Consider the following 21,162-nt stretch of genomic DNA (forward strand, 5'->3'; position numbering starts at 1 on the left):
TTATTTAGATAGTAATAAGTATTGAGTATTTTTGTTACATATACTAGAATAAAAGCATTTCTCATATTTTTGAAGTAGTCATTAAAAATGGCTGTAGTACATTTTTTCGTACTTAACAGTAGAAAGCGGGTGAAAAGAGTGTCTAGAATTTGTAAGGATGGATTTGATATAGAGTGTATAAAGGGGCAAAGAGAAGTTTATGGTATTGCCTATACTCAGAACATACTCTCGGGAAGGTGGAAATATCTGATCCTTTGGTTTTTGAAATCTAAAAAACGTCGTTATAGTGAAATCAAAGCCTTTTTAGGAGATATTTCACAAGGTTCTCTTACGAAGCAACTTCGAGAACTAGAAACGGATGGTTTAATTAATCGTAAAGTTTATCCAGAGGTTCCTCCCCGTGTAGAGTATTCACTATCCTCTAAGGGGCAAGAATTCATTCCTATTGTTGATTTAATGGAAGAGTTCGGGAAGAAGTTTGGGGTACAAATAGACTAACTAGAGCAAGCGTATCAAGGTTAGACTTCAAGCTAAGAACTATTTATCCTTCGTTAGGTACAAAAATATGTACTAAGACAATTATTATTGCCCTATTGAAAAGTTAGAAGAAAAGATTATTATTGTATATAGTTGCAGCGATTCAAGAGAGTTCATATTTCTATTGTACTTTTGATTTTTAATCTAGAATGCATTCAGATCGATGTAATGTAAGTTCTCATCAGGTAACTTGACTATTATAATTTCACGGTGTTATATTTAGCTTGCTAAATATATGTCGGGTAGGGGATAGATATGAACGATAATGTTGACTGCGACATTCGTCAGTCTTTAGATAAAGTTTCATCTCAAATGCGTCGGGATTATAGTGAAAGTCTAAGGGAACTTAAGCTTTATGTAGGTCAAGATAATTTACTCGCTCGTTTGTGGCAAGGTGATGGAATAACACAAATGCAACTATGTGAACACCTAAAATGCGAGCCGCCTACGGTAACAAATATGGTCAAGTCGCTGGAACAAAACGGATTTATATACCGTAAGCGTGATGAGAAAGATGCAAGGGTGATGCGAATTTATTTAACAGATGAAGGCAGAGAATTACAGGATCCAGTGGACTTCAAATGGAAGCAGCAGCAAGAAAAATTACTGCATTCCATTTCACCGGAAGAACGTTTGATATTAAGGGATTTAATGAAGCGAATGGAGAAGAACTTATCTTAAGTTTTCTCTAAGTAATTATTTAGTATGCTAAATAATTAAGAAAGAAGAAGTTGGTATTAACCAATATAATATATAGCGCAGTGGATTATCGTCAGTTCTAGCCAGTAAATACTTTAACTAGTTACTACCAGCTCTCTGTAACATTGCCTACCCAATACTAAGGGTATAAGATTCATTCACAGTAGAAAGGAAAACGAAAGAGCTGTCTTTAGAATAATCCTTGGTAATTAGTTAGCAAGCTAAATAATTATTGGTTTTTCAGATACTAAAGCTTAATTAAATAGTCGACTGTAAGCTCTAATTTATTATGTGGAGCCTATATAAAATTAAGGAGAAGAAATGGATGAAAAGAAAAGAGATGCAGTTAGCATTACAAATGGTTTCAGGTTACGGAGCTGAATTCAGCGCTTGGAGAATGCCTGGTACCGACCCAGCAGCCTATACAAATACGGATAGTTATGTGGAGCGAGCAAAAATAGCGGAAAAAGGAAAATTTCAAATGATTTTCATAGCTGATACTCCTGCATTGTACAATGACTTAGGTCCTCAAACTCCTATGTTCCCTATGGATCCGATGTTAGCATTGATGGCTGTAACCAGGGAAACGGAACATATTGGACTAGTTGCTACCCTCTCAACGACTTTCAATTATCCATATAATATTGCACGTCAGTTCAAGGCACTCGATGTTATAAGTCATGGTCGTGTAGGATGGAATGCGGTCACCTCATCCCATCCGTTAGCAGCGGCAAATTTTGGTGCTCAGCTTGCTCATCGTAAAGAAAGGTATGAGATGGCTCATGAAAGTATACAAATTGTCCAAGCACTATGGGGGAGTTGGGAACCAGACGCTTGGACGTTAGATGTAGATGGTGGAAAGTTTGCCGATATGGATAAAATTAAGCCCATCAATCTTAAAGGGCAGTATTATGCATCTCGTGGTCCTTTGCCAATCCCGCCTTCTGAACAAGGCCAGCCAGTTATTTTCCAGGCAGGCGGAGGAGATGAAGGGTTGGAATTGGCGGGGAGGTACGCTTCTGGTGTCTATGCAAATCCATATGATATAGAATCTGCTCGTGAACATAGACAAGCTCTTCGACAAAGTGCTGCCCGTTTTGGTAGAAACCCTGATGACATCAAGATGTATGCAGGTTTTATGTTTTCCATAGGCGCAACGGAAGAAGAAGGTTTGGAACGGCGAAGACAGCTGATGAGTTTCAATCCTGAGGAGATTCCAAGCAGAGTAAGTTACCTTGGCACCATGGTTGGCTTACCACTATCGGTGAACACGGTAGATATTGATCAGCCTTTATCCACTGATATGTTGAAAAAAGCATATGCCAACCCAATGGATCCACGTTCCCACAGAGCCTTACAGCTGCTGAAACAAGGGCTATCCATTCGTGATGTGCTTGCTCATGGAGTCATTAACTATCATCCGGTAGTTGCAGGTACCCCCGTACAAGTTGCTGACTTTTTGGAAAAATGGTTCTTGGCCGGTGCATGTGACGGTTTCTCGGTTGTTCCGGATATAGCCTATGATGGCGTTGCTGATTTTGTGAATCTTGTTGTCCCAATCTTACAGGAACGCGGTTTGTTTCATAAAGAATATGAAGGAAATACATTGCGTGAAAATATGGGAGTTCCTTATCAATACGGACGGCTTGAAAATTAACAATTGAGGAGAGGATTCAAATGAACAATACTGTTGAATTACTTCATAATCATACATCTATTCGTTCTTTTACAAATCAACCACTGACCGAGGAACAACGAGATGCCATTTTTAAAGCAGCTAATCAGACATCTTCTTTCAGTCTTCTACAAGCTGTTTCTATCATTAGAATTACAGATTCTGGTCTTCGAAAAAAAGTGATGCAGCTGTCTGTTAATCAACCTTATATTGAAGAAGCAGCTGAATTTTGGATTTTTTGTGCAGATTTTAATCGGAACCATCAAATTGCCCCCAAAGTAGACCTAGAGTATATGGAGTATCTTTTAATAGGAACATTTGATGCTGGGTTAATGGCTCAAAATGCATTAACTGCAGCAGAATCAATGGGGTTAGGTGGAGTTTATATCGGCGGAGTAAGAGCTAATATCACAGAATTAACCGAGGCATTAAATTTACCGAAGTATGTAATTCCTCTGGTGGGACTATGCATAGGCCATCCTGCTGGAGAGAAACCGGCAATCAAACCACGTTTGCCACAATCAATGGTAATGTTTGATAATCAGTACCAACCACTAGATCAAGAAAAATTAGCAACCTATGACCAACGGATGCTGGAGTATTACCAGGATCGTCCTGTCAAAGCGCCTTTCACAGTAAAGAAGGTAAAAGGGTGGAAAGATCATATTGAGGACCATCTTGAAAGAAGCAAACTGCCTTTCATGCGTGAGTATTTAAATAAACAAGGATTAGCCAAAAAATAAACAATTTATTGATTTAGGGAGATATAGAAATGCAAAAGCAATACAATACGCGTGCTATCTTGACAGCACTGCTTCTCTGCGGTTTTGTTGGCATGTTCAGCGAGACAGCTTTAAACATAGCAATGACTAATTTAATGGAAGTGTTCCAAATTTCTGCTGCAACTGCACAATGGTTAACAACCGGTTTCTTGTTGACTCTCGGCATTATAATGCCAATGAGTGGGTTGCTGTTGCAATGGTTTACAACTAGACAGCTGTTCACAGGTTCAATAATAAGCCTAATCTTAGGTACTTTAATTGCGGCGCTTTCTATCAACTTTGAAATGTTGATGTTTGCTCGAGTTTTACAAGCGATAGGTATGGGCTTATTGCTGCCACTCATGTTCAATACCATTCTTGTCGTATACCCGCCAGAAAAGCGGGGTGCGGCTATGGGCTTCGTGGGACTTGTAATCATGTTTGCTCCGGCAACCGGTCCAACTATAGGCGGCTTACTAATAGAATATTTAACATGGCATTATATCTTTTGGTTCTCTCTGCCGTTCCTGGTTGTTGGTTTGTTGGTAGGGTTAAAGTATTTAGAGAATGTCACAGAGGTCGCAAAGCCAAGAGTAGATTTGTTGTCTGTCGCATTGTCAACGATTGGCTTTGGAGGAATAGTCTTTGGCTTTAGTAAGGCAGGCGAAGGATCTGAAGGATGGGGAAGTGTAGTAGTAATCACGTCAATCATTGTTGGGCTTGTTGCATTAGTGTTGTTTACACTTCGGCAGAGCTTTATGCGCATTCCGATGTTGAATTTGAGAGTTTTCAAATACCCAATGTACGTCGTTGGGCTGCTTTTGGTAATGACGTGTACGTTGATCATCATGTCGAGTATGATTATACTGCCAATGTTTCTGCAGACGGGTGCGGGACTGTCTGTCTTCACTGCCGGGCTTATGCTTTTACCGGGCAGCGCGCTGAACGGTATCCTCTCTCCGCGAATGGGGAGCTTGTTCGATAAATACGGGCCGAAGTGGCTCGTTATCCCGGGAATCGTAATCGTTGCAATCATGTTATGGTTCTTCACGACCTTATCTCCTGCTTCTTCAGTGGTCTTTATCGTTGCCTTGCATATCGGGCTGATGGTCGGGGTAGGGATGATATGGATGCCTGCTCAAACGAACGGGTTAAATCAATTGCCGTCGGAGCTATACCCACATGGTACAGCAGTAATGAACACACTGCAGCAGGTAGTAGGTGCAATTGGAACAGCGGTTGCAGTAAGCATCCTTACGGGTGGTATGGAGAAATACATGCACGGCTCCTCTGACCCGACCAAGCTGACTGAAATAGCAAACGCGATGGCAGCAGGAACACACAACGTATTTATATTCACGATGAGCATAGCACTAATTGGTTTAATAATAGCTCTCTTCATCCGCCGTGTCGTAGTCAACCGTGAGTCGATGAGTTAGACGAATAGAGCTTTATAAAGAAAAGGGGCACTTAACAGATAAATCTGTGTTAAGTTGCCCCTTTTATATATATCTAATCGAGTTACCCCGGCAGGGTGCTATTGAATAGAATAAAACGTACAGGTACCAGTATGATTCCCTCGAACAAACTGTTTATTAAGTCTGATTTATATAAAACCCGGAAACTGTGGAAAGAAATTATCCTGGTTCCTATATAAGTGGTTATTATTCTAATGACTATGGTAGAAAGAGGAGTCTTATTAAATAATCAACAATGAATTATATAATGATCTACAGTTATCTATCTTAGATTTTGTACATGTACAATAATCCTAGTAAAAGACTTAGAAATTCTACAGAGATTGTCCAACTAGTTGTTAGATTAGGTTTAAGAGATATTGGTTCACGGAACATCATAATACCCCTAACCAGATTAGTACATCTCCTGTTTTGTTATCTCTACACGCTGCTTCACATACTAAACTAAAAATATACGTGTAGGTTCTGGAAGGATTATGTTATAAGCATAGTCCTCTCAAAGAAGTGGAGAACTTCACTTTACTTGAAGCACTATATCCAGGCAGGGTAGACCTAGGGATAGGTTAGAGCATCAGTACAGACGGATTAATTTGTAGCAGCATTACGAGAATGATATTTAAACACCCGCAATGCTATAAAAACTGCAGCTAACAGTAAGAAAATCCAAGCACTGATCACAACATATCTTGTTCCCATGGATGCAATGAATAATCCACCGACAGAAGTTCCAATTGTGGCACCTAAATTACCAAATGCCAAGAATAATCCATTAGCAAAATCAGGGGCTTTCGGTGCTGCAGAAGTAATCCAATATTGACAGATGTTATTCCCTATACCCATAAGCATGCCAAAAAGCAATACTATAATTGCTGTTGGAATAGTTAGTTCACCAAACAAAAATAAAAGAAGATAGGTGATTCCTAAGGCAAATGGATAGAATAAGATTGCTCTTATATTCTTCTTGCTACTTAACAACTTTCCAGCCAATATATTTCCTATTATGCTGGCAAACCCGAATATAAATAACATTCCGGTAACCATCTGTCCGGTTATGTTTGTAACACTCTCCATATATTCGGAAAAGTAGCTGTATACTCCAAAAATAGCGGAATTTAGGCAAATGACTGCCAGAATAGCTAACCATGTAATACCGTACTTTAGAATGCTAATCTGCGAACCATAAGACGTTTTTTCCTTAACTGGCATAGATGGTACAAAGAGGATGGTTGCAAGCAATGCCAGGATATTAACAATGGCGAAGAAGGATAGGGCTAGTTCTAGAGAACCGCTATTTGCAATAAAACTAGTTACAGGCAACCCAAAAATCATACCTGCCGATACACCCATAACTACGCGGGATACAGCTTTTGGCGCTTCTTCCGGAGCAACAGAACTACTAGCTGTTGATAATGCCAAAGCACAATAGACTGGATGAAAGAAAGCCGGTATTACACGAGCTATTAATGATATTGTAAAGTTAGTTGTAAAGATTGACACGATATTACTAATGACAAATATTCCGAGCACAAGCATCATAACTGTTTTACGGTTTATTCCGGAAAATAAGATTGGCATTGTGGGACCTGAGATAGCAACTGCTAGCGCAAATAGACTAACTAAAAGCCCAGCTTGGCTAACACTGACGTCGTAATGACCTGCAAGTGAAGGCAATATACCGATTATACCCATCTCAGTATTGATAATGCCGAATACACCCACTGTTAAAATTAATATAAGTAAACTATTGTTATTCTTCTTCATTTTGTTCTCCATTCGAGTAACCTTAAATATCGTACATAACGTTACCGAGCCATTTTACAAATTCAGGATCTCTGTGAGAAAAGAATATGCTATCTTTTGTATCTAAAGCAGCAATCTTATCCAAATCCTCTTGTTTTAGTTCAAAGTCAAAGATATTGAAGTTCTCAAGGATTCTTTCTTTGTGAACGGACTTCGGAATTGATACAACACCTCTTTGAGCTAACCACCGCAAAATTACTTGAGCTACAGTTTTATTATATTGTTCTCCTATTGCGACCAAAGTTTCGTTCTGGAACATATGATTTTTCCCTTCAGCAAAGGGTCCCCAGGACTCAATTTGAACATTTTTGTCTTTCATAAATTTTGCGCTATCAATTTGCTGGCAGAAAGGATGCGTTTCTATCTGATTTACGGCAGGCGTTACTTCATTATGGTCAATCAAATCTATTAGACGATCCATATGGAAGTTACTTACACCAATGGCTTTAATTTTGCCTTCGTGATATAAATCCTCCATTGCACGCCATGATCCATATACATCTCCAAAAGGCTGATGTATCAGATATAAATCGAGATAATCAACTTGTAATCTTTGTAAGGATCTCTGGAATGCTTGTATTGTTTTTTCATAACCAGTATCTTGGATCCAAAGTTTAGTAGTTATAAATATCTCTTCTCTAGGTACACCGCTCCTTTTAATTGCTCTCCCAACCGCTTCTTCATTTTGATATGCTGCAGCTGTATCAATCAATCGGTAACCAGCTTTCAGAGCTTCTAAAACGGATCGTTCGCATTCTTCTTGATCCTCAATTTGAAAAACACCGAAGCCAAGTATAGGCATCTCCAGGCCATTATTAAGTTTTACGAATTCCATATAAAATCCTCCAGTTGATTAATTTAACTCAGTCACTAATAAAATTAAGTAAATTGAGTTATGATTAAGAGAGTAGCACCTTCGAGTAACACGAAGTCAATAGATATACTATACTTTTGGGAGGTTCTTATGATTACTGTAAAAGAAGTTGCGGAAATGCTTAATATGACTGAACATACTGTTCGTTTTTATACCGATAAAGGATTGGTACCAAGTATTAAGAGAGATAAGAACAATAAAAGACTTTTTGACGATGAGTCTATTAATTGGCTTACCGGGGTAAAGTACTTAAAAGAGAGCGGAATGTCGATAGAGGCAATAAAAGAGTATGTAAATCTATGCTTAGAAGGCGAATCCACTATTCCTCAGCGTTATGAGATCTTTCTTGAGCAGCAAAGAAAAGCACATGTTCAATTAGAGGAAGCTAAAAAACGTGTTCAATTTATGGATCAGAAGGCTGAACACTATTACCAAATCTTAAATAAAGTGATTCCTGATAATATGAATCCAGGCGAGTGGAGAAAAGAATCTCAGATTGTTGCTTCTAAATAACAAATTATACTTGCACACCTATTAGGTGTGCTTTTTTTATAATAAAGAGTACTTGTACTATGTTTTATTCTTTATCCTCTATAATCTTATTTATTGAGTTCGTGTAACTCGAGGAAATTAAACTAATATTCGATACAGATAGGTAATAGTTTTAAGTGATCGCTGTCTTTGCGTTTTTTTATATTTAAATACATAATAGAGCACCCCGAAAGAACCTATTCTACAAATTGTGACAAAATCAGACTTTTTTTAGTGAAGCGCTTCACATTCTAGTACTTCTGACCGATATATAGAAGAAATACGTACGGAGGAGCTTGTTTTATGAATTCTACAATTCAGGCAGTAGTCAATATTGCCCCCATTATAAAAGATACACTAGGCCCGACAGCCGCCATGGGCGTAATGGATACAGAGAAATTTGTATACTTTGCCCCCTCAACGCTTTTGAAGCTGGACATTGAAGCAGGAAAATCAAGACTTGATGAACATGAGGTTTATTTGCGAGCAATCAAAGGAGAACAAATTATTTCTAAAACTGAAGATCCTGCAGTTTTCGGTGTACCAGTCGTTACTTCCATAACGCCAATTCGGGATATGGAAACGAACGAAATCGTTGGTCTTTTGTCTTTATCTCGGACATTGGAGCATCAAGAAAAGCTAGATAAAGAGCTAAGCAGACTGAATGAGGTAATCGATGCATTGCAAGGTAAGGTACAGCATGTAGCTGCACAGGCAGAGGAACTTTCCGCAACCAGTAGTGACATTAATCAGCAAGCGAACAATGCAAACCAAAACTCCCGCCAAATAGGCGAAGTGGTTCAATTAATTGAACAAATTTCCACACAGACAAATCTTCTTGGATTAAATGCAGCTATCGAAGCAGCTCGTTCGGGTGAAGCAGGAAAAGGCTTCGGCGTAGTGGCAGATGAAATCCGTAAACTTTCCGACAATACGAAGGAAGCAGTGCAGACAATCGGTAGTTCCTTGACAGAGATCCGATCCAGCATTGAAAACCTGACACTCAGCATAAATGAAGTCTCCACTTCATCAGAGGAGCAGTCTGTCGTCATGGTGGAATTCATGGATGACATTCAAGCTTTGGACGTAAAGAGCAAACAAATCATCGAAACAATGAAGAAAGTAACTAATCAGGAATAGGAGATTACAATATGCATCTTACACTACAAGCATTGGTCAAATTAGCACCTGAAATCAAAAAAAACCTTGGTGAAAATTGTGCTGTTGTCGTTACCGACACAGAGAATTTTATCTTTTCTTCCCAGTCGAAAGACTTTGATTATAGTGTTAAAGTAGGGGACTTTGCTTTTTCTGACGATAATGATATATTACGTCAAGCACTGCATGGAGAAAAGGTACAAATACATATTCCAAAAGAGCGTTATGGTGTCGGTATGCAATACTCCGCTAATCCCATACGTGATGAAAACGGGGAGATTGTCGGTGTATTCCAAATCACCAAAACCTTGAAAGATGAAGAAATATTAGATGAAGAGCTGGATGAATTACGCACTATTGTCAGCAGTCTGCAAGGAAAAGTGCAGCAAGTTGCAGCGCAAGCTGAGGAACTTTCTGCTACGAGCACGGATATTAATGGTCAAGCAGCTCATGCAAATGAGAACTCGCAGGAAATTAGTAAGGTTGTTCAATTAATTGAAGACATTTCTACACAGACGAACTTGCTTGGCTTGAATGCAGCTATTGAAGCAGCCCGTTCTGGTGATGCTGGCAGAGGATTCGGCGTCGTGGCAGATGAAATACGTAAGCTTTCCGTCGGGACGAAGGAAGCAGTCGGTACTATCGGTCAATCCCTTCAGGAAATACGGACAAACATGGAGAATTTGACTGTGAGTATCGGTGAAGTTTCCACTGCCTCAGAAGAACAATCCCGTGTAATGGTGGAGTTCATGGAAGACATACAAAATCTTGATGAACAAAGCAATGATATTGGACAATACATAAAAGACATTACAAACTAATATGGACTAGGACACAACTAGTTAATTTAGAAAAAGGGGAAATAAGATGAAATCTTTAGTATACTACGGATCGAAAAATGTAAAGGTTGAAAATATTACTGAACCAGAAGTGTCCCAGGATACGGTTAAAGTCAAAGTTAAATTCGCAGGTATATGCGGAACTGATTTACACGAATACCTACATAAGACCTTTGTAACAGAAGATAAAATGATTTTGGGTCATGAGTTTACAGGTGAAATTGTAGAAGTGGGCGACAATGTAACTAAATATAAAGCTGGCGATAGAGTAGCCGTTGAACCTATTTGGGGATGTGGCGAGTGTGATACTTGTAAAACAGGAAATTATAATATATGTCCTGATATGAAATCATACGGTATTCACGAGAATGGCGGTTTTGCAGAATACGTTGTAGTAAAAGAAGCAAATGTATTCGCTCTGCCGGATACACTCAGCTATGAATTGGCAGCTTTAGTAGAACCTCTTGCTGTTGTATTACAAGCAATCAGAAAAAGCAAATTTAAAATTGGCGACAGCGTAGCGCTTTTTGGTGCAGGACCCATCGGACTGCTTTTATCAGAAAGTTTGAGGGCAGCAGGAGCTAGCAAGATCTTTGTGGCTGAAGTTAGTGAGGAACGCAGAAAATTAGCTTTGGAAATGGGTGCGGATATAGTTATAAACCCGATAGAGGAAGATGCAGTGCAAGTCATTAAAGATAATACGAATGGCGGAGTGGATGTTTCCTTTGATGTTGCCGGAGTGGAAGCTACTTTCAATCAATCTCTTGATTGCATCAAACCTAATGGGGAATTTATGATTGTCAGTGTATTCGCGAATCCGGTTAACTATCACCCGACAATGCAAGTAGTTAGTGAGAAGAAAATCAATTCCTCTCTTGGTTACAATAATATCTTTGCTCAAGCAATTGATTTATTATCAAAAGGGTCATTAAATGTTAAGCCAGTCATAACGAGTATTATAGAACTAGACAACATTGTGGAAGATGGTTTTGAAAAACTAATAAGTGATAAAAATGAATGTAAGATTTTAGTTAAACCTAGTTAAGATAAGAAAGCGGAAGATTGGTTTGGATGCTCCTCATTCAAGTAGACAGTTGAAAACTAAACTGTTTACTGAAGGGGAGTTTTTTTATCTAAAGATTCCACATAATATATTAATTTTCTTTTGAAAGAGTTGTTCTTTCATAGATTCTTCATTCACTTTCAAGCTATATTAAAGTTTAGTAAGGAAATAAATAACTGTAGATAGGTTATTGAATCATGGTTAATAGTTCCAAAAAGAGTATTTGGTGTTATTGGTAGTTTGAAGAGAGGTAAAAATGAATGGCAGTTGACGGAAAGAGCTCTAACACAGTTACAATAGACTTTATTGAAGTAAAAGTTTACACTGGTACAATGTGCACATAGATAGTTAATAAGTGATCTTTATTATAGTTTTATCATTAAGTTTATTTGATATAACATATAAAACATCCCACAGTTTTCAATATTCTTCTGTGGTTTTGGCAGTTGTACTAGATGACTTATTGTAAGTTGTTTACTATCGACCAAACGAACTACGTGAGAATAGGTAGCAAGGAGCTTTTACTATGGAAAGAAACAACCGATCGACTAATGATTTACAAAAAGGTTTAAAAAACCGGCATGTACAGATGATTGCACTGGGCGGAGCAATTGGAACGGGCCTATTTTATGGTTCTGCTTCTTCCATCGGATTAGCAGGACCGGCTATCCCACTTGCTTATCTGGTAGGCGGCTTGATGATCTTCTTTATCATGCGAGCTCTGGGTGAGCTTTCAGTTGATACGCCAAACTCAGGTTCAATCAGTTATTATGCTTATAAGAATTTAGGGGACTTTTTCGGATTCTTCTCTGGATGGAACTATTGGTTCAATTATGTGGCAGTAACGATGGCTGAGTTGACGGTCGTCGGCATATATGTCCAATATTGGTTTCCGGAAGTACCGTCTTGGCTGACAGCATTCGGATTTCTTGTCCTGATTACTTGCATTAACTTATTGAGTGTCAAGCTATATGGTGAATTCGAGTTTTATTTTGCTCTAATCAAAGTGATAGCTATTATCGGCATGATAATTCTAGGCTTATTAATCATCTTCACTGGTATTGGAAATAATGGTGTACCTACCGGTTTCTCCAACCTATTTAATGAAGGAGGATTCCTGCCGAACGGGATGATAGGCATTCTTCTTTCGCTTGTACCCGTCATGTTCAGCTTCGGTGGGGTCGAACTGGTAGGTATAACAGCGGGTGAGGTTGAATCACCAAAAAAGACGATTCCCAAAGCGATTAATCAAGTTGTTTACCGCATCCTAATCTTCTATGTTGGTGCAATGATTATAATTACGTCTATCTTCCCATGGAATCAAATAGACGGGGAAAGCAGTCCATTTGTCCAAATACTCGACGGGGTCGGTATACCGGCAGCAGCTGGAATATTGAATCTTGTTGTCTTGACTGCAGCTGTGTCGGCACACAATAGTAGTTTGTACAGTAATGGACGCATGCTGCATTCCTTAGCGAAGCAAGGCAACGCACCGCAGTTCCTAGAACGTGTTGGGAAACGGACAGGTGCACCAGTACCAGCTATTTTACTCTCTTCTGGAGTGGCAGGGATTGCAGTTATTATCAACTTCTTAATGCCGGAGAAGGTATTTGGCTACGTGATGGCAACTGCAACAGTTGCGGGTATCATCAACTGGAGTATGATTGTTATCATTCATTTAGCTTTTAGAAAACGCATAGGAAAGGAAGCAGCAAGCAAGTTATCCTTTAAGCTGCCGCTATATCCTATTTCCAGTTATGTCGTACTGCTATTCCTAGTAGCGGTGATAGTTATTATAGGCTTCATGCCAGATTATCGTTTGGCTCTTTATATATTGCCTATATGGGTACTGATACTTGTAATAGGGTATAAACTGAAGAAAAAATGATTAATGCGTGTCCATTATAGGGACACGCATTTTTGCTTTGTAATAGACCAGAAAATTTTCTGGTCTATTTTGTATTCTATTTGTTAACCTTAAAAATCACTTCTCTAATTGCTCTTCCCCCCAATAGCAAATTGCATCTAATACAGGAATCAATGATAATCCCTTTTCGGTTAGGCTATATTCTACTTTTGGAGGCACTTGAGGATATTCTTTGCGATTAATTAGTTGATCATTTTCAAGTTCCTTTAATGTATTGGTTAACGTTTTAAAGGAAATATCACCAAGCATCCGTTTCAACTGATTATATCGAATAGGATTATTACTTATATATAAGGCATATAAAACTGTCATTTTATACTTACTGCCTATTAAAGATAGAGTAAATCCAAAACCGGTTTCCTTTATATTATTTTTAAATCCATAGTGTTCTTTCTCCATTTAACACTCTCCTTTAGGTAAGTATCGCACTTTAATTACCGTACTTGTAGAAGTTCAAGGCATTCAATAAACTAAATGTATAACAAAATATAATGAAAAGAAAAGGAAAAAGGAGGAACAATAATGAAAACAATTGTGTATGCACATCCATGGGAAGGAAGCTTTAATCATGCAATCTTAACTTCTATAACAAATGACTTAGAAGCTAAGAGAGAAATATTTCAAGTGATCGATCTTTATAGAGATGAGTTTAATCCGGCCTATACAGCTGAAGAATTGAAGCTATTTAATAAGGGTGAAACGCCATACGAATTAGTTAAGGAATATCAGAGAAAACTAAAACAGGCCACTGAGTTAATATTCATTTTCCCTGTCTGGTGGTGGGACTTACCTGCTATTTTAAAAGGGTTCATTGATAAAGTAATGTTGAGTGGCTTTGCTTTTTTAGAAGATAAAGAAACAGGTGAGCTGAAAGGATTATTGACAAACATAAGAAAAACAACTGTAATCTCTACTTCTACAACTGATAAAGAGTACATTGAATCTGAAGGTGGAAATGCTATTCAGGGAGTCTTCATTAACCGAACTCTAGCTGACTTGGGATTAAAAAATGAATACACCAACTGGATTCATTTTTCTGGAGTAAACTTGACGACGGATGAGAAAAGAAGACAATTTTTAGAAGAAATACCCCAAAAACTTAAAGTTGATTAAATGTCCTTTTCTACTTTCCTTGTAAGTTTTATACCGTGTCCAGCTAGGAAATGAAGCACTCTTTTAAAGATGAGAATGAACAAGGAACTATATGGTGTAACATTTTAAGCTTTAGAAATAATAATGAAAGAAGCCACACTTGAAGTAAAGTGCGGCTTCTTTCATTATTATTTCTTATCTACTACCCTTAAATTCTTGAAATAAAATTCTTTATCATGATCAGTAATCTCTCTGAGTACTCGACACGGATTCCCTACAGCTACAACATTTGGGGGTATGTCCCTCGTAACTACACTGCCTGCTCCAATGACTGTATTGTCTCCTACTGAAATCCCCGGAAGAAGAATTGCACCAGCTCCTATCCAGCAGTTTCTTCCTACAGTTACTGGTACATTAAATTGATATGCTTTTTCACGTAGTTCGGGTAAGATAGGGTGTCCAGCTGTTGCTATCGTTACATTAGGACCAACCATTGTATAATCTCCAATGTAAATATGAGTATCATCCACTAGAGTTAAATTAAAGTTTGCATAAACATTCTTTCCAAAGTGAACGTGGTTTCCGCCCCAATTTGCGTGAAGTGGAGGCTCGATATAGCAACCTTCCCCAATCTCAGCGAACATCTCTTTAAGCAAAGCCTCTCTTTTTTCTAGTTCACTTGGACGCGTTTGATTAAAGTCGTATAGCCGTTCTAGGCACAGGGTTTGACGTTCTGCAAACTCTTTATCTCCTGGTAAATACATACTGCTGTTGTGGAGGCCATCTTTAATACTTTTATCCATATGTACAACCTCATTTCTAAAAAGATAGATTATAATATCATTTTACATCAATAACTACGTTCTCCTATTTCAGGAGGTTTCAAAACGGCAATTCGATTATTGACTCAATCGTTTAGACTCAACAGTAATTTTGTTTGCGCGTATTAAGATCAATCGACAGAACAGTATTCCAGCTACACATACTAGAAGAAAATAAGGGAATATCAAAAACGAAATATTAGCAAGTGACTGTCCTAATAAGGGCGCTACTAGAGTAGCACCTGTGTAAGCAAAGGCCATTTGTATTCCCATTGCTGCTTGAGAATTATGCTTACCAAAATAAATAGGAGTTTGATGTAACATAGAAGGGTAGATTGGTGCAAGACCTGTTCCTATAATTACAAAGGATAGTAATGTAAAAATGATTGGTAATGGAAGTAACATTATCAATAAACCAGAAACAGTCAGAGTACAACCTATTTGAATCAAAGCTTCATTGCTTATACGGATTGAGAGAAACCCACTTAACATACGGCCAGCCGTCATACCAAGAAAGTACAAGGAAATCCAACCAGCAGCACTTTCGGCTGGGACATCTTCTATTCTGACTAAATAACTAGAACCCCAGAGCATTATGGAAGCCTCTGTGGATGCTATTAAGAAAAATGATACCATTCCGAAGATAGAGCCTTTTTTCTTAAATGAATTAAACAATCCCATTCTGCTTTCAGAATTGAATTCTTTATTGTATTGAATGCTATTATTATCAGTAGCTTCGTATTTTTTCCACTTTGAAAGTGAAAACAGGAGCAACAAGACTAGTGCAAATTGTAATAATGAAATGGTAAAATATCCACTTCTCCAAGAATTCCCCCAAAGAACTAATGTTGATAATATAATGGGACCTAGTAGGGCTCCGACTCCCCAGAAACCATGTAACCAGTTCATATGTTTTGCTTCGTAATGAGTAGCAACAAACCTATTTAAGGCTGCGTCTACCGCTCCAGCACCCAGACCCAGTGGTATAGCACATAATAATAACCATGCAAATGAAGGGGAAAACGAGAAACCAAGTAATGCAACGGCAGTCATCGCTATACTTATTATAACGATTTTACCGGTGCCTAGAACTCTAATTAATCTATATGAAAACAAACTAGATATGATTGTTCCGGTAGATATAATAATAGAAGCAATACCTGCATTCCCAATCGGAACGCCAAGGTCAGTGTTCATAAGCGGCCACGCAGACCCCAGAATAGAATCAGGTAATCCTAAGCTAATAAATGATAAGTAAATTAAAAAAATGAAGAACATTATATCCTCCTATTCATATAAAGGGAGCTTACATTATAAACATTTTGAGCAATTCACAATGCAGATAAATCACGCTTTACTTATGCGGCGCAATATCGTATTAGATGACTAACAAAGTTATCCATATGACCTTACTTAATTATATTTTTATTCATTAATCTCCTGCTTCATTCACTGTAAACATGCATGAAATTAGAAACGAGATGTTTTTAAGGATAGATCAAATATACTCATGTTTTTTCGCCCTTAAGCATGTTGCTTTCTGTCTATAGAATGCTACAATGCAGAAACAAAAAAAGCAGGAGCAATGAATGCTCTTGTCCTGCTTTCTGGGTGTTATATGTTTTCTATATACTATGCTATCAATTTCCTGCTTCCGCAAAACATACAGAATGACAGCACAGACAAGGAATGTGACGGCATCTGCAATAACAATCGACCAGACTACTCCATGTGAGCCAATTAGCGAACCTCTATAAATTACCCCCAGGAAGAGTTATAAAATATGTTTCTAAACACTAAAAACGCTCACAGAAAGAGTATATAACACGTACTGGGTTGATGAAAGAGTCCAGATAAAACCGAAGGATTGGTATTAGGTAAGCTTTTCAACATTGGAAAGAGTACCCGCAGATATAAAAACACGTATTAACGCAGCTATAATAGCAGTGCGTTTCGCAATTAAAAAATCGCACAGTTTTTAATATGAACTTCAACAAACTTAGTATTAGCATAGATTTTTAATATGTTAAACTGGTAGCCCATTTATATAACCTTTAAGTCTTTGCACCCATATAATATTGTATAACCGTTGAAAAGGGGAACAAACATGAAAGAGGAATGCAATTGCCCAAGGTGCAGGAGAAAAAGAAATGAAAAAGTAAAAATTGAATGTGAATGCGAATGTGGCAAGCATATTACATGTGAAATCGATAAAAAAGAACTAAGAGGACCAAGAGGATTTCCGGGACTACAAGGAATTCAAGGGATACAGGGTCCTATCGGCCCAGCAGGACCGGCAGGAGCAACAGGAGAAGCAGGAGCAATTGGACCAGTAGGACCAGCAGGACCAGTAGGCCCGGCAGGAGCAACAGGAGAAGCAGGAGCAATAGGACCAGCAGGACCGGCAGGAGCAACAGGAGAAGCAGGAGCAATTGGACCAGTAGGCCCGGCAGGCCCGGCAGGAGCAACAGGAGAAGCAGGACCAGTAGGACCAGCAGGAGCAACAGGAGAAGCAGGAGCAATTGGACCAGCAGGACCAGCAGGACCAGTAGGCCCGGCAGGACCGGCAGGAGCAATAGGAGCAACGGGAGAAGCAGGACCAGCAGGACCGGTAGGAGCAACAGGAGAAGCAGGACCAGCAGGACCAGCAGGACCGGCAGGAGCAACAGGAGAAGCAGGCCCAGCAGGAGCAACAGGAGCGGCTGGTGGGTTATCCCAATACGGTTATATTTACAATTTAAGTCCTCAAACGGTTGCTATAGAGGACCCTGTTATTTTTGATTCAACGGGAATAATAACGGCCGGAATTACTCACGCACCAGGCACTGCTGAAATTGCAGTCACTGTTCCAGGAGATTACGAGGTTACTTTTTCAGTGTCAGGTGTAGAACCCAACCAATTTGCTCTATTTTTAAATGGTGCGCCAATTCCAGGGACAGTTTATGGATCAGGTGCCGGAACACAGCAAAATAATGGCCAGGCGATAATCGCAATAGCAGCCGGCGATGTTCTTACCCTACGAAACCATACTTCTGCTTCAGCAGTAATCCTTCAGACTTTAGCTGGAGGCACTCAAACTAATGTAAACTCTTCTATTATTATAAAAAATTTAGGTTAGATGGGAAATTCAGAGTTCGTCCATTTAATTTTTATAAAACATCATAGCCTTATCTGCAAGAGTAATACAGTTTTAGTGGAAACAATTATTCATCCAGAATTATAATAAAGATTAAGAAGATAAGAGCAGGGCATTAGCGTTGCTCTTTTTAGTGATGTTTCGTATCGACTACAAAGGGCATTTAGATTACTTGGGAAGGTGAAGGTGGTTTTGGAGCCAGCGCTAATATTACCTTCCAAGGAGATCCTGCTGTCGTATAATCAAAAGCGCAGTTGGGACTAGAATAATATAGCTGTCGTTTGCAGCATTAAAGAAAGACCCTTTTACACAAAAGGGTCTTTTCAAATTACTTATCCTTTGTTAAATCATAGCTTGTACTAATTAATTCATGGATTTCTTGCTCAGGAACTGTGCCGTCTAATATTACAGAATTCCAATGCTCTTTATTTAAATGATAAGCGGGGACTATAGAATCGTATTCATTTCTGAGTTGTTCATTCATACCAGGTTCATTTTTTATATTAATCCAGATCCTATTCTCTCTCTCGAATATCCAAGCAAATGTCTTATCAGTTTCCTTATGCCTAATAAGTGTCCAATTATCATCTCGAAATGGTCTGTCTTCATAAACATCTTTATACTGCTTACAATAGTTTATAGCTTCTTGCCTATTCTTCATAATTAATCGACTCCTTAGTTTTAATATCCAATTCCTTTTACAAAGACCTCCCAAGACGAAAGGATTCTCTTTGATATCTATAGGGGGCATCAACACTCATAGACTTCTCTTCAACAAGATAGCAACTTGTACACGATATGTAGTGGATAGGGCATCGCATTTTATCCGCCATTCTATTACGTCTACATAAGCGGTATCCGTTAAAAAGATGAGTTAATGAGCTGCCTTTAGGCAGCTTTTTTATTTATACACTTCTATTACATAAATTAGATAACAAAAAGGACTAATCACTGATTAAGTAATTTGTCCTTTTTACACCTTTCCTGTCCACATGTTAATGAGTTAATGGGTTTGCACCCCCGCCTTTAGGGATGACGGCTCCCGTCTTATAACCCCGCTTCAGGAACTAGCCGCACTTCTTCAATTGTCATGCACTCAAAGACTAGCTAACGCTAAGTTCTTTAACAAGCCCAAACTTACCAAGGAAGTTTATATAAATCAACATACCGTAAACTGAGTATATTTTCCAATTATTTATCTTTTAGGTATAATTGAGTTCTTAAATTTTGGGAGTGAAATGAATGGGGATAAGAAAAGCCAAGGTTGAGGATTGGAAGCAAATTTCTTTGTTATTAAACCAGTTAGACTATCCAGATACGAAACCTTTTTTAAAGGGAAAAATTGAAACACTTCTTATGAATCCGAATGAGATGTTATTAGTGTTTGAAGAGGATCAGAGTGTTATAGCTGTAATTTCGATGCATTTTATACCTCAGTTAGCTGTAAAAGGAGATTTCGCAAGGATAAGTTACCTTGCAGTTGATAAAAACATTAGAAGTAAAGGGATAGGACGTAAGATTGAAGAATATTGTACTGATTTAGCCATAAAAAGAAACTGCGATAGAATTGAAGTGCATTGCCATTTAAGGAGAAAAGATGCACATAGGTTTTATATGCGGCAAGGGTTTACGGAATCCCCAAAATATTTTATTAAAATGTTATCTCAATCTGACTAATATCCGTATTCTTGTTCAATTAACTGGTACGATGAACCAAGAAGTAACAATGAAAAAAATAACCAGGTGAATGATTTATTGATATAGCTGCTATAAGATTAAATGAGGGGCATGTTCGGTTACAATAAAGATCTCAGCAAGTTGAACTTCAAAATGCTGTACATATACAAACCTTTCATCTGTCGGTAGCATTTCCTGCAGCAACATCTTCTGAGTGAGATATAGTTATCTATGTTGGAATTTTATATAATATTTTGAAATATATTATAAGATGTAAGTTAATTACCAAAATAATAAGAGAGTGGGAAATTGCTATTATTTTAAAGAGAAAAATATTAACTGCTATTCTTAGTAGTTTGTTATTTGCACTTATCTTTTCATTACTTGGTGGCTTTGAAGTGAACAGATTTTTTAACCTATATTTAAATTTATATTATTTAAACTTTATGTTTGTAATTACGTACGGAGTTATTGCTTCCTTTTTTAGCGACTGGCTTAGTAGGCAGATTTCTAAAAAAGCTTATACTCGTGAAATTACCGCCTTCTTAATTCATTGTTGCTGCGGAGCAGTATTACTAGTGTTTGGTCTTGGTTCTGCTATCCTATTCTTTATTATCGATCGTTTATTAGGTAGGGTAAAGATTGGATGGATGTCAGTAATCATAGCATTATTAATAGTAGTACTAGTATTTATATATATGATTATTAGGTAGGCAAAATAAGCTAATTGAACTTTACTGTTAAATACTGTAGTTTCACATGAAGTATCGATAGCTTTAGTTAAATAGTAATCTTCAACAATCGGGCACTTTTTATTGAATAAGAAGGCGTCCTTTTTTAATGAAATAGATTCTTATATTGGAGTTATAGAAGAGACATTTAGGAGACCGAATTTGTCTTCGCGAAGTCCTGTAAAATTGACCTCTATGAATTGATGATTTATCGCTTTTAACCAGTTAGGAGATCTTACTGCCTGGCTAATATTACAGAATCAGACTTCTTCAAGACAATTTCTTCAAGCGCTTGGTGAACCTTTCTTGTATTACAAACTGGGCATAAAAATAATTCTTTACCAATCGTTCTCAAAATGATAT

Annotated in this window: 18 protein-coding genes and 1 pseudogene; 13 read left to right on the top strand and 6 right to left on the bottom strand. The window is 38.0% G+C overall.

Annotated elements, in window-relative coordinates:
* Positions 1-138 precede the first annotated feature (138 nt).
* From CHH58_RS03540 to CHH58_RS03560, 5 genes are all read left to right on the top strand, one after another.
* The gene (locus tag CHH58_RS03540) at positions 139-498 is read left to right on the top strand and encodes a winged helix-turn-helix transcriptional regulator (protein ID WP_170937537.1); all 360 of its coding nucleotides are present in this window, start codon (positions 139-141) and stop codon (positions 496-498) included.
* Between the two features lie 294 nt (positions 499-792).
* Entirely contained in the window at positions 793-1,218 is a 426-nt protein-coding gene (locus tag CHH58_RS03545; RefSeq protein WP_095230350.1) for a MarR family winged helix-turn-helix transcriptional regulator, read from the top strand.
* A gap of 343 nt (positions 1,219-1,561) precedes the next feature.
* Complete coding sequence (locus tag CHH58_RS03550; RefSeq protein WP_095262026.1) at positions 1,562-2,893, top strand: NtaA/DmoA family FMN-dependent monooxygenase; 1,332 nt, start codon at positions 1,562-1,564, stop codon at positions 2,891-2,893.
* A gap of 20 nt (positions 2,894-2,913) precedes the next feature.
* Positions 2,914-3,654 carry an oxygen-insensitive NADPH nitroreductase gene (gene nfsA / locus CHH58_RS03555; RefSeq protein WP_095230354.1) on the top strand — a complete coding sequence of 247 codons (741 nt, stop codon included), beginning with the start codon at positions 2,914-2,916 and terminating at the stop codon, positions 3,652-3,654.
* A 29-nt stretch (positions 3,655-3,683) separates the two neighbouring features.
* The gene (locus CHH58_RS03560; protein WP_095262027.1) at positions 3,684-5,111 is read left to right on the top strand and encodes a DHA2 family efflux MFS transporter permease subunit; all 1,428 of its coding nucleotides are present in this window, start codon (positions 3,684-3,686) and stop codon (positions 5,109-5,111) included.
* A 624-nt stretch (positions 5,112-5,735) separates the two neighbouring features.
* Here CHH58_RS03560 and CHH58_RS03570 read toward each other — a convergent pair.
* Complete coding sequence (locus tag CHH58_RS03570) at positions 5,736-6,911, bottom strand: MFS transporter (RefSeq protein WP_095262028.1); 1,176 nt, start codon at positions 6,909-6,911, stop codon at positions 5,736-5,738.
* Positions 6,912-6,933: 22 nt separating this feature from the next.
* Positions 6,934-7,785, bottom strand: a complete 852-nt coding sequence (locus CHH58_RS03575; RefSeq protein ID WP_095232684.1) for an aldo/keto reductase — start codon at positions 7,783-7,785, stop codon at positions 6,934-6,936.
* 129 nt (positions 7,786-7,914) lie between these two features.
* Between CHH58_RS03575 and CHH58_RS03580 the strand changes: the two genes are divergently transcribed.
* The 5 genes and pseudogenes from CHH58_RS03580 to CHH58_RS03600 all read left to right on the top strand — a co-directional run bounded on the left by CHH58_RS03580 (position 7,915) and on the right by CHH58_RS03600 (position 13,303).
* A complete protein-coding gene (locus CHH58_RS03580; protein WP_095230362.1) occupies positions 7,915-8,337 on the top strand; it encodes a MerR family transcriptional regulator in 423 nt (140 codons plus the stop codon).
* 825 nt (positions 8,338-9,162) lie between these two features.
* A pseudogene (locus tag CHH58_RS18885) lies at positions 9,163-9,495 on the top strand (methyl-accepting chemotaxis protein); the annotation flags it as partial.
* An 11-nt stretch (positions 9,496-9,506) separates the two neighbouring features.
* Positions 9,507-10,334 carry a methyl-accepting chemotaxis protein gene (locus tag CHH58_RS18730; RefSeq protein WP_095230366.1) on the top strand — a complete coding sequence of 276 codons (828 nt, stop codon included), beginning with the start codon at positions 9,507-9,509 and terminating at the stop codon, positions 10,332-10,334.
* Positions 10,335-10,380: 46 nt separating this feature from the next.
* Entirely contained in the window at positions 10,381-11,397 is a 1,017-nt protein-coding gene (locus CHH58_RS03595) for a 2,3-butanediol dehydrogenase (protein WP_095230368.1), read from the top strand.
* Between the two features lie 544 nt (positions 11,398-11,941).
* The gene (locus CHH58_RS03600) at positions 11,942-13,303 is read left to right on the top strand and encodes an amino acid permease (RefSeq protein WP_095262030.1); all 1,362 of its coding nucleotides are present in this window, start codon (positions 11,942-11,944) and stop codon (positions 13,301-13,303) included.
* A gap of 96 nt (positions 13,304-13,399) precedes the next feature.
* Here the strand turns inward: CHH58_RS03600 and CHH58_RS03605 are convergent, their stop codons facing one another.
* Complete coding sequence (locus CHH58_RS03605) at positions 13,400-13,741, bottom strand: winged helix-turn-helix transcriptional regulator (RefSeq protein WP_095262031.1); 342 nt, start codon at positions 13,739-13,741, stop codon at positions 13,400-13,402.
* A 123-nt stretch (positions 13,742-13,864) separates the two neighbouring features.
* On the opposite strand from CHH58_RS03605, the gene CHH58_RS03610 reads away from it, so the two are divergent.
* Entirely contained in the window at positions 13,865-14,455 is a 591-nt protein-coding gene (locus CHH58_RS03610) for an NAD(P)H-dependent oxidoreductase (protein ID WP_095230374.1), read from the top strand.
* Between the two features lie 167 nt (positions 14,456-14,622).
* Here the strand turns inward: CHH58_RS03610 and CHH58_RS03615 are convergent, their stop codons facing one another.
* Both CHH58_RS03615 and CHH58_RS03620 read right to left on the bottom strand, forming a co-directional pair.
* Positions 14,623-15,237 (bottom strand): sugar O-acetyltransferase, encoded by a 615-nt coding sequence (locus tag CHH58_RS03615; protein ID WP_095230377.1) that lies wholly within the window; start codon positions 15,235-15,237, stop codon positions 14,623-14,625.
* A 96-nt stretch (positions 15,238-15,333) separates the two neighbouring features.
* Positions 15,334-16,533 carry an MFS transporter gene (locus tag CHH58_RS03620; RefSeq protein ID WP_095230380.1) on the bottom strand — a complete coding sequence of 400 codons (1,200 nt, stop codon included), beginning with the start codon at positions 16,531-16,533 and terminating at the stop codon, positions 15,334-15,336.
* 829 nt (positions 16,534-17,362) lie between these two features.
* On the opposite strand from CHH58_RS03620, the gene CHH58_RS03625 reads away from it, so the two are divergent.
* Positions 17,363-18,373, top strand: coding sequence for a BclA C-terminal domain-containing protein (locus CHH58_RS03625; RefSeq protein ID WP_095262032.1), 1,011 nt, complete (start codon positions 17,363-17,365; stop codon positions 18,371-18,373).
* 346 nt (positions 18,374-18,719) lie between these two features.
* Here CHH58_RS03625 and CHH58_RS03630 read toward each other — a convergent pair whose 3' ends face one another.
* Positions 18,720-19,052, bottom strand: a complete 333-nt coding sequence (locus CHH58_RS03630) for an MmcQ/YjbR family DNA-binding protein (protein ID WP_095227201.1) — start codon at positions 19,050-19,052, stop codon at positions 18,720-18,722.
* Positions 19,053-19,633: 581 nt separating this feature from the next.
* Here CHH58_RS03630 and CHH58_RS03635 point away from each other — a divergent pair.
* Positions 19,634-20,068 (top strand): GNAT family N-acetyltransferase, encoded by a 435-nt coding sequence (locus tag CHH58_RS03635; RefSeq protein ID WP_095227200.1) that lies wholly within the window; start codon positions 19,634-19,636, stop codon positions 20,066-20,068.
* Positions 20,069-21,162: the final 1,094 nt, after the last annotated feature.

Origin of the sequence: Terribacillus saccharophilus (genome assembly GCF_002272745.1) — a bacterium.
Classification (GTDB): Bacteria; Bacillota; Bacilli; order Bacillales; family Amphibacillaceae; genus Terribacillus; species Terribacillus saccharophilus_B.

Coding starts and splice junctions, on each gene's coding strand:
- nfsA (WP_095230354.1), top strand. CDS start 2,914: ATGAACAATACTGTTGAATTACTTCATAATCATACATCTATTCGTTCT.
- CHH58_RS03620 (WP_095230380.1), bottom strand. CDS start 16,533: ATGTTCTTCATTTTTTTAATTTACTTATCATTTATTAGCTTAGGATTA.
- CHH58_RS03610 (WP_095230374.1), top strand. CDS start 13,865: ATGAAAACAATTGTGTATGCACATCCATGGGAAGGAAGCTTTAATCAT.
- CHH58_RS03595 (WP_095230368.1), top strand. CDS start 10,381: ATGAAATCTTTAGTATACTACGGATCGAAAAATGTAAAGGTTGAAAAT.
- CHH58_RS03550 (WP_095262026.1), top strand. CDS start 1,562: ATGAAAAGAAAAGAGATGCAGTTAGCATTACAAATGGTTTCAGGTTAC.
- CHH58_RS03625 (WP_095262032.1), top strand. CDS start 17,363: ATGAAAGAGGAATGCAATTGCCCAAGGTGCAGGAGAAAAAGAAATGAA.
- CHH58_RS03580 (WP_095230362.1), top strand. CDS start 7,915: ATGATTACTGTAAAAGAAGTTGCGGAAATGCTTAATATGACTGAACAT.
- CHH58_RS03560 (WP_095262027.1), top strand. CDS start 3,684: ATGCAAAAGCAATACAATACGCGTGCTATCTTGACAGCACTGCTTCTC.
- CHH58_RS03615 (WP_095230377.1), bottom strand. CDS start 15,237: ATGGATAAAAGTATTAAAGATGGCCTCCACAACAGCAGTATGTATTTA.
- CHH58_RS03600 (WP_095262030.1), top strand. CDS start 11,942: ATGGAAAGAAACAACCGATCGACTAATGATTTACAAAAAGGTTTAAAA.
- CHH58_RS03630 (WP_095227201.1), bottom strand. CDS start 19,052: ATGAAGAATAGGCAAGAAGCTATAAACTATTGTAAGCAGTATAAAGAT.
- CHH58_RS03635 (WP_095227200.1), top strand. CDS start 19,634: ATGGGGATAAGAAAAGCCAAGGTTGAGGATTGGAAGCAAATTTCTTTG.
- CHH58_RS03605 (WP_095262031.1), bottom strand. CDS start 13,741: ATGGAGAAAGAACACTATGGATTTAAAAATAATATAAAGGAAACCGGT.
- CHH58_RS18730 (WP_095230366.1), top strand. CDS start 9,507: ATGCATCTTACACTACAAGCATTGGTCAAATTAGCACCTGAAATCAAA.
- CHH58_RS03545 (WP_095230350.1), top strand. CDS start 793: ATGAACGATAATGTTGACTGCGACATTCGTCAGTCTTTAGATAAAGTT.
- CHH58_RS03570 (WP_095262028.1), bottom strand. CDS start 6,911: ATGAAGAAGAATAACAATAGTTTACTTATATTAATTTTAACAGTGGGT.
- CHH58_RS03575 (WP_095232684.1), bottom strand. CDS start 7,785: ATGGAATTCGTAAAACTTAATAATGGCCTGGAGATGCCTATACTTGGC.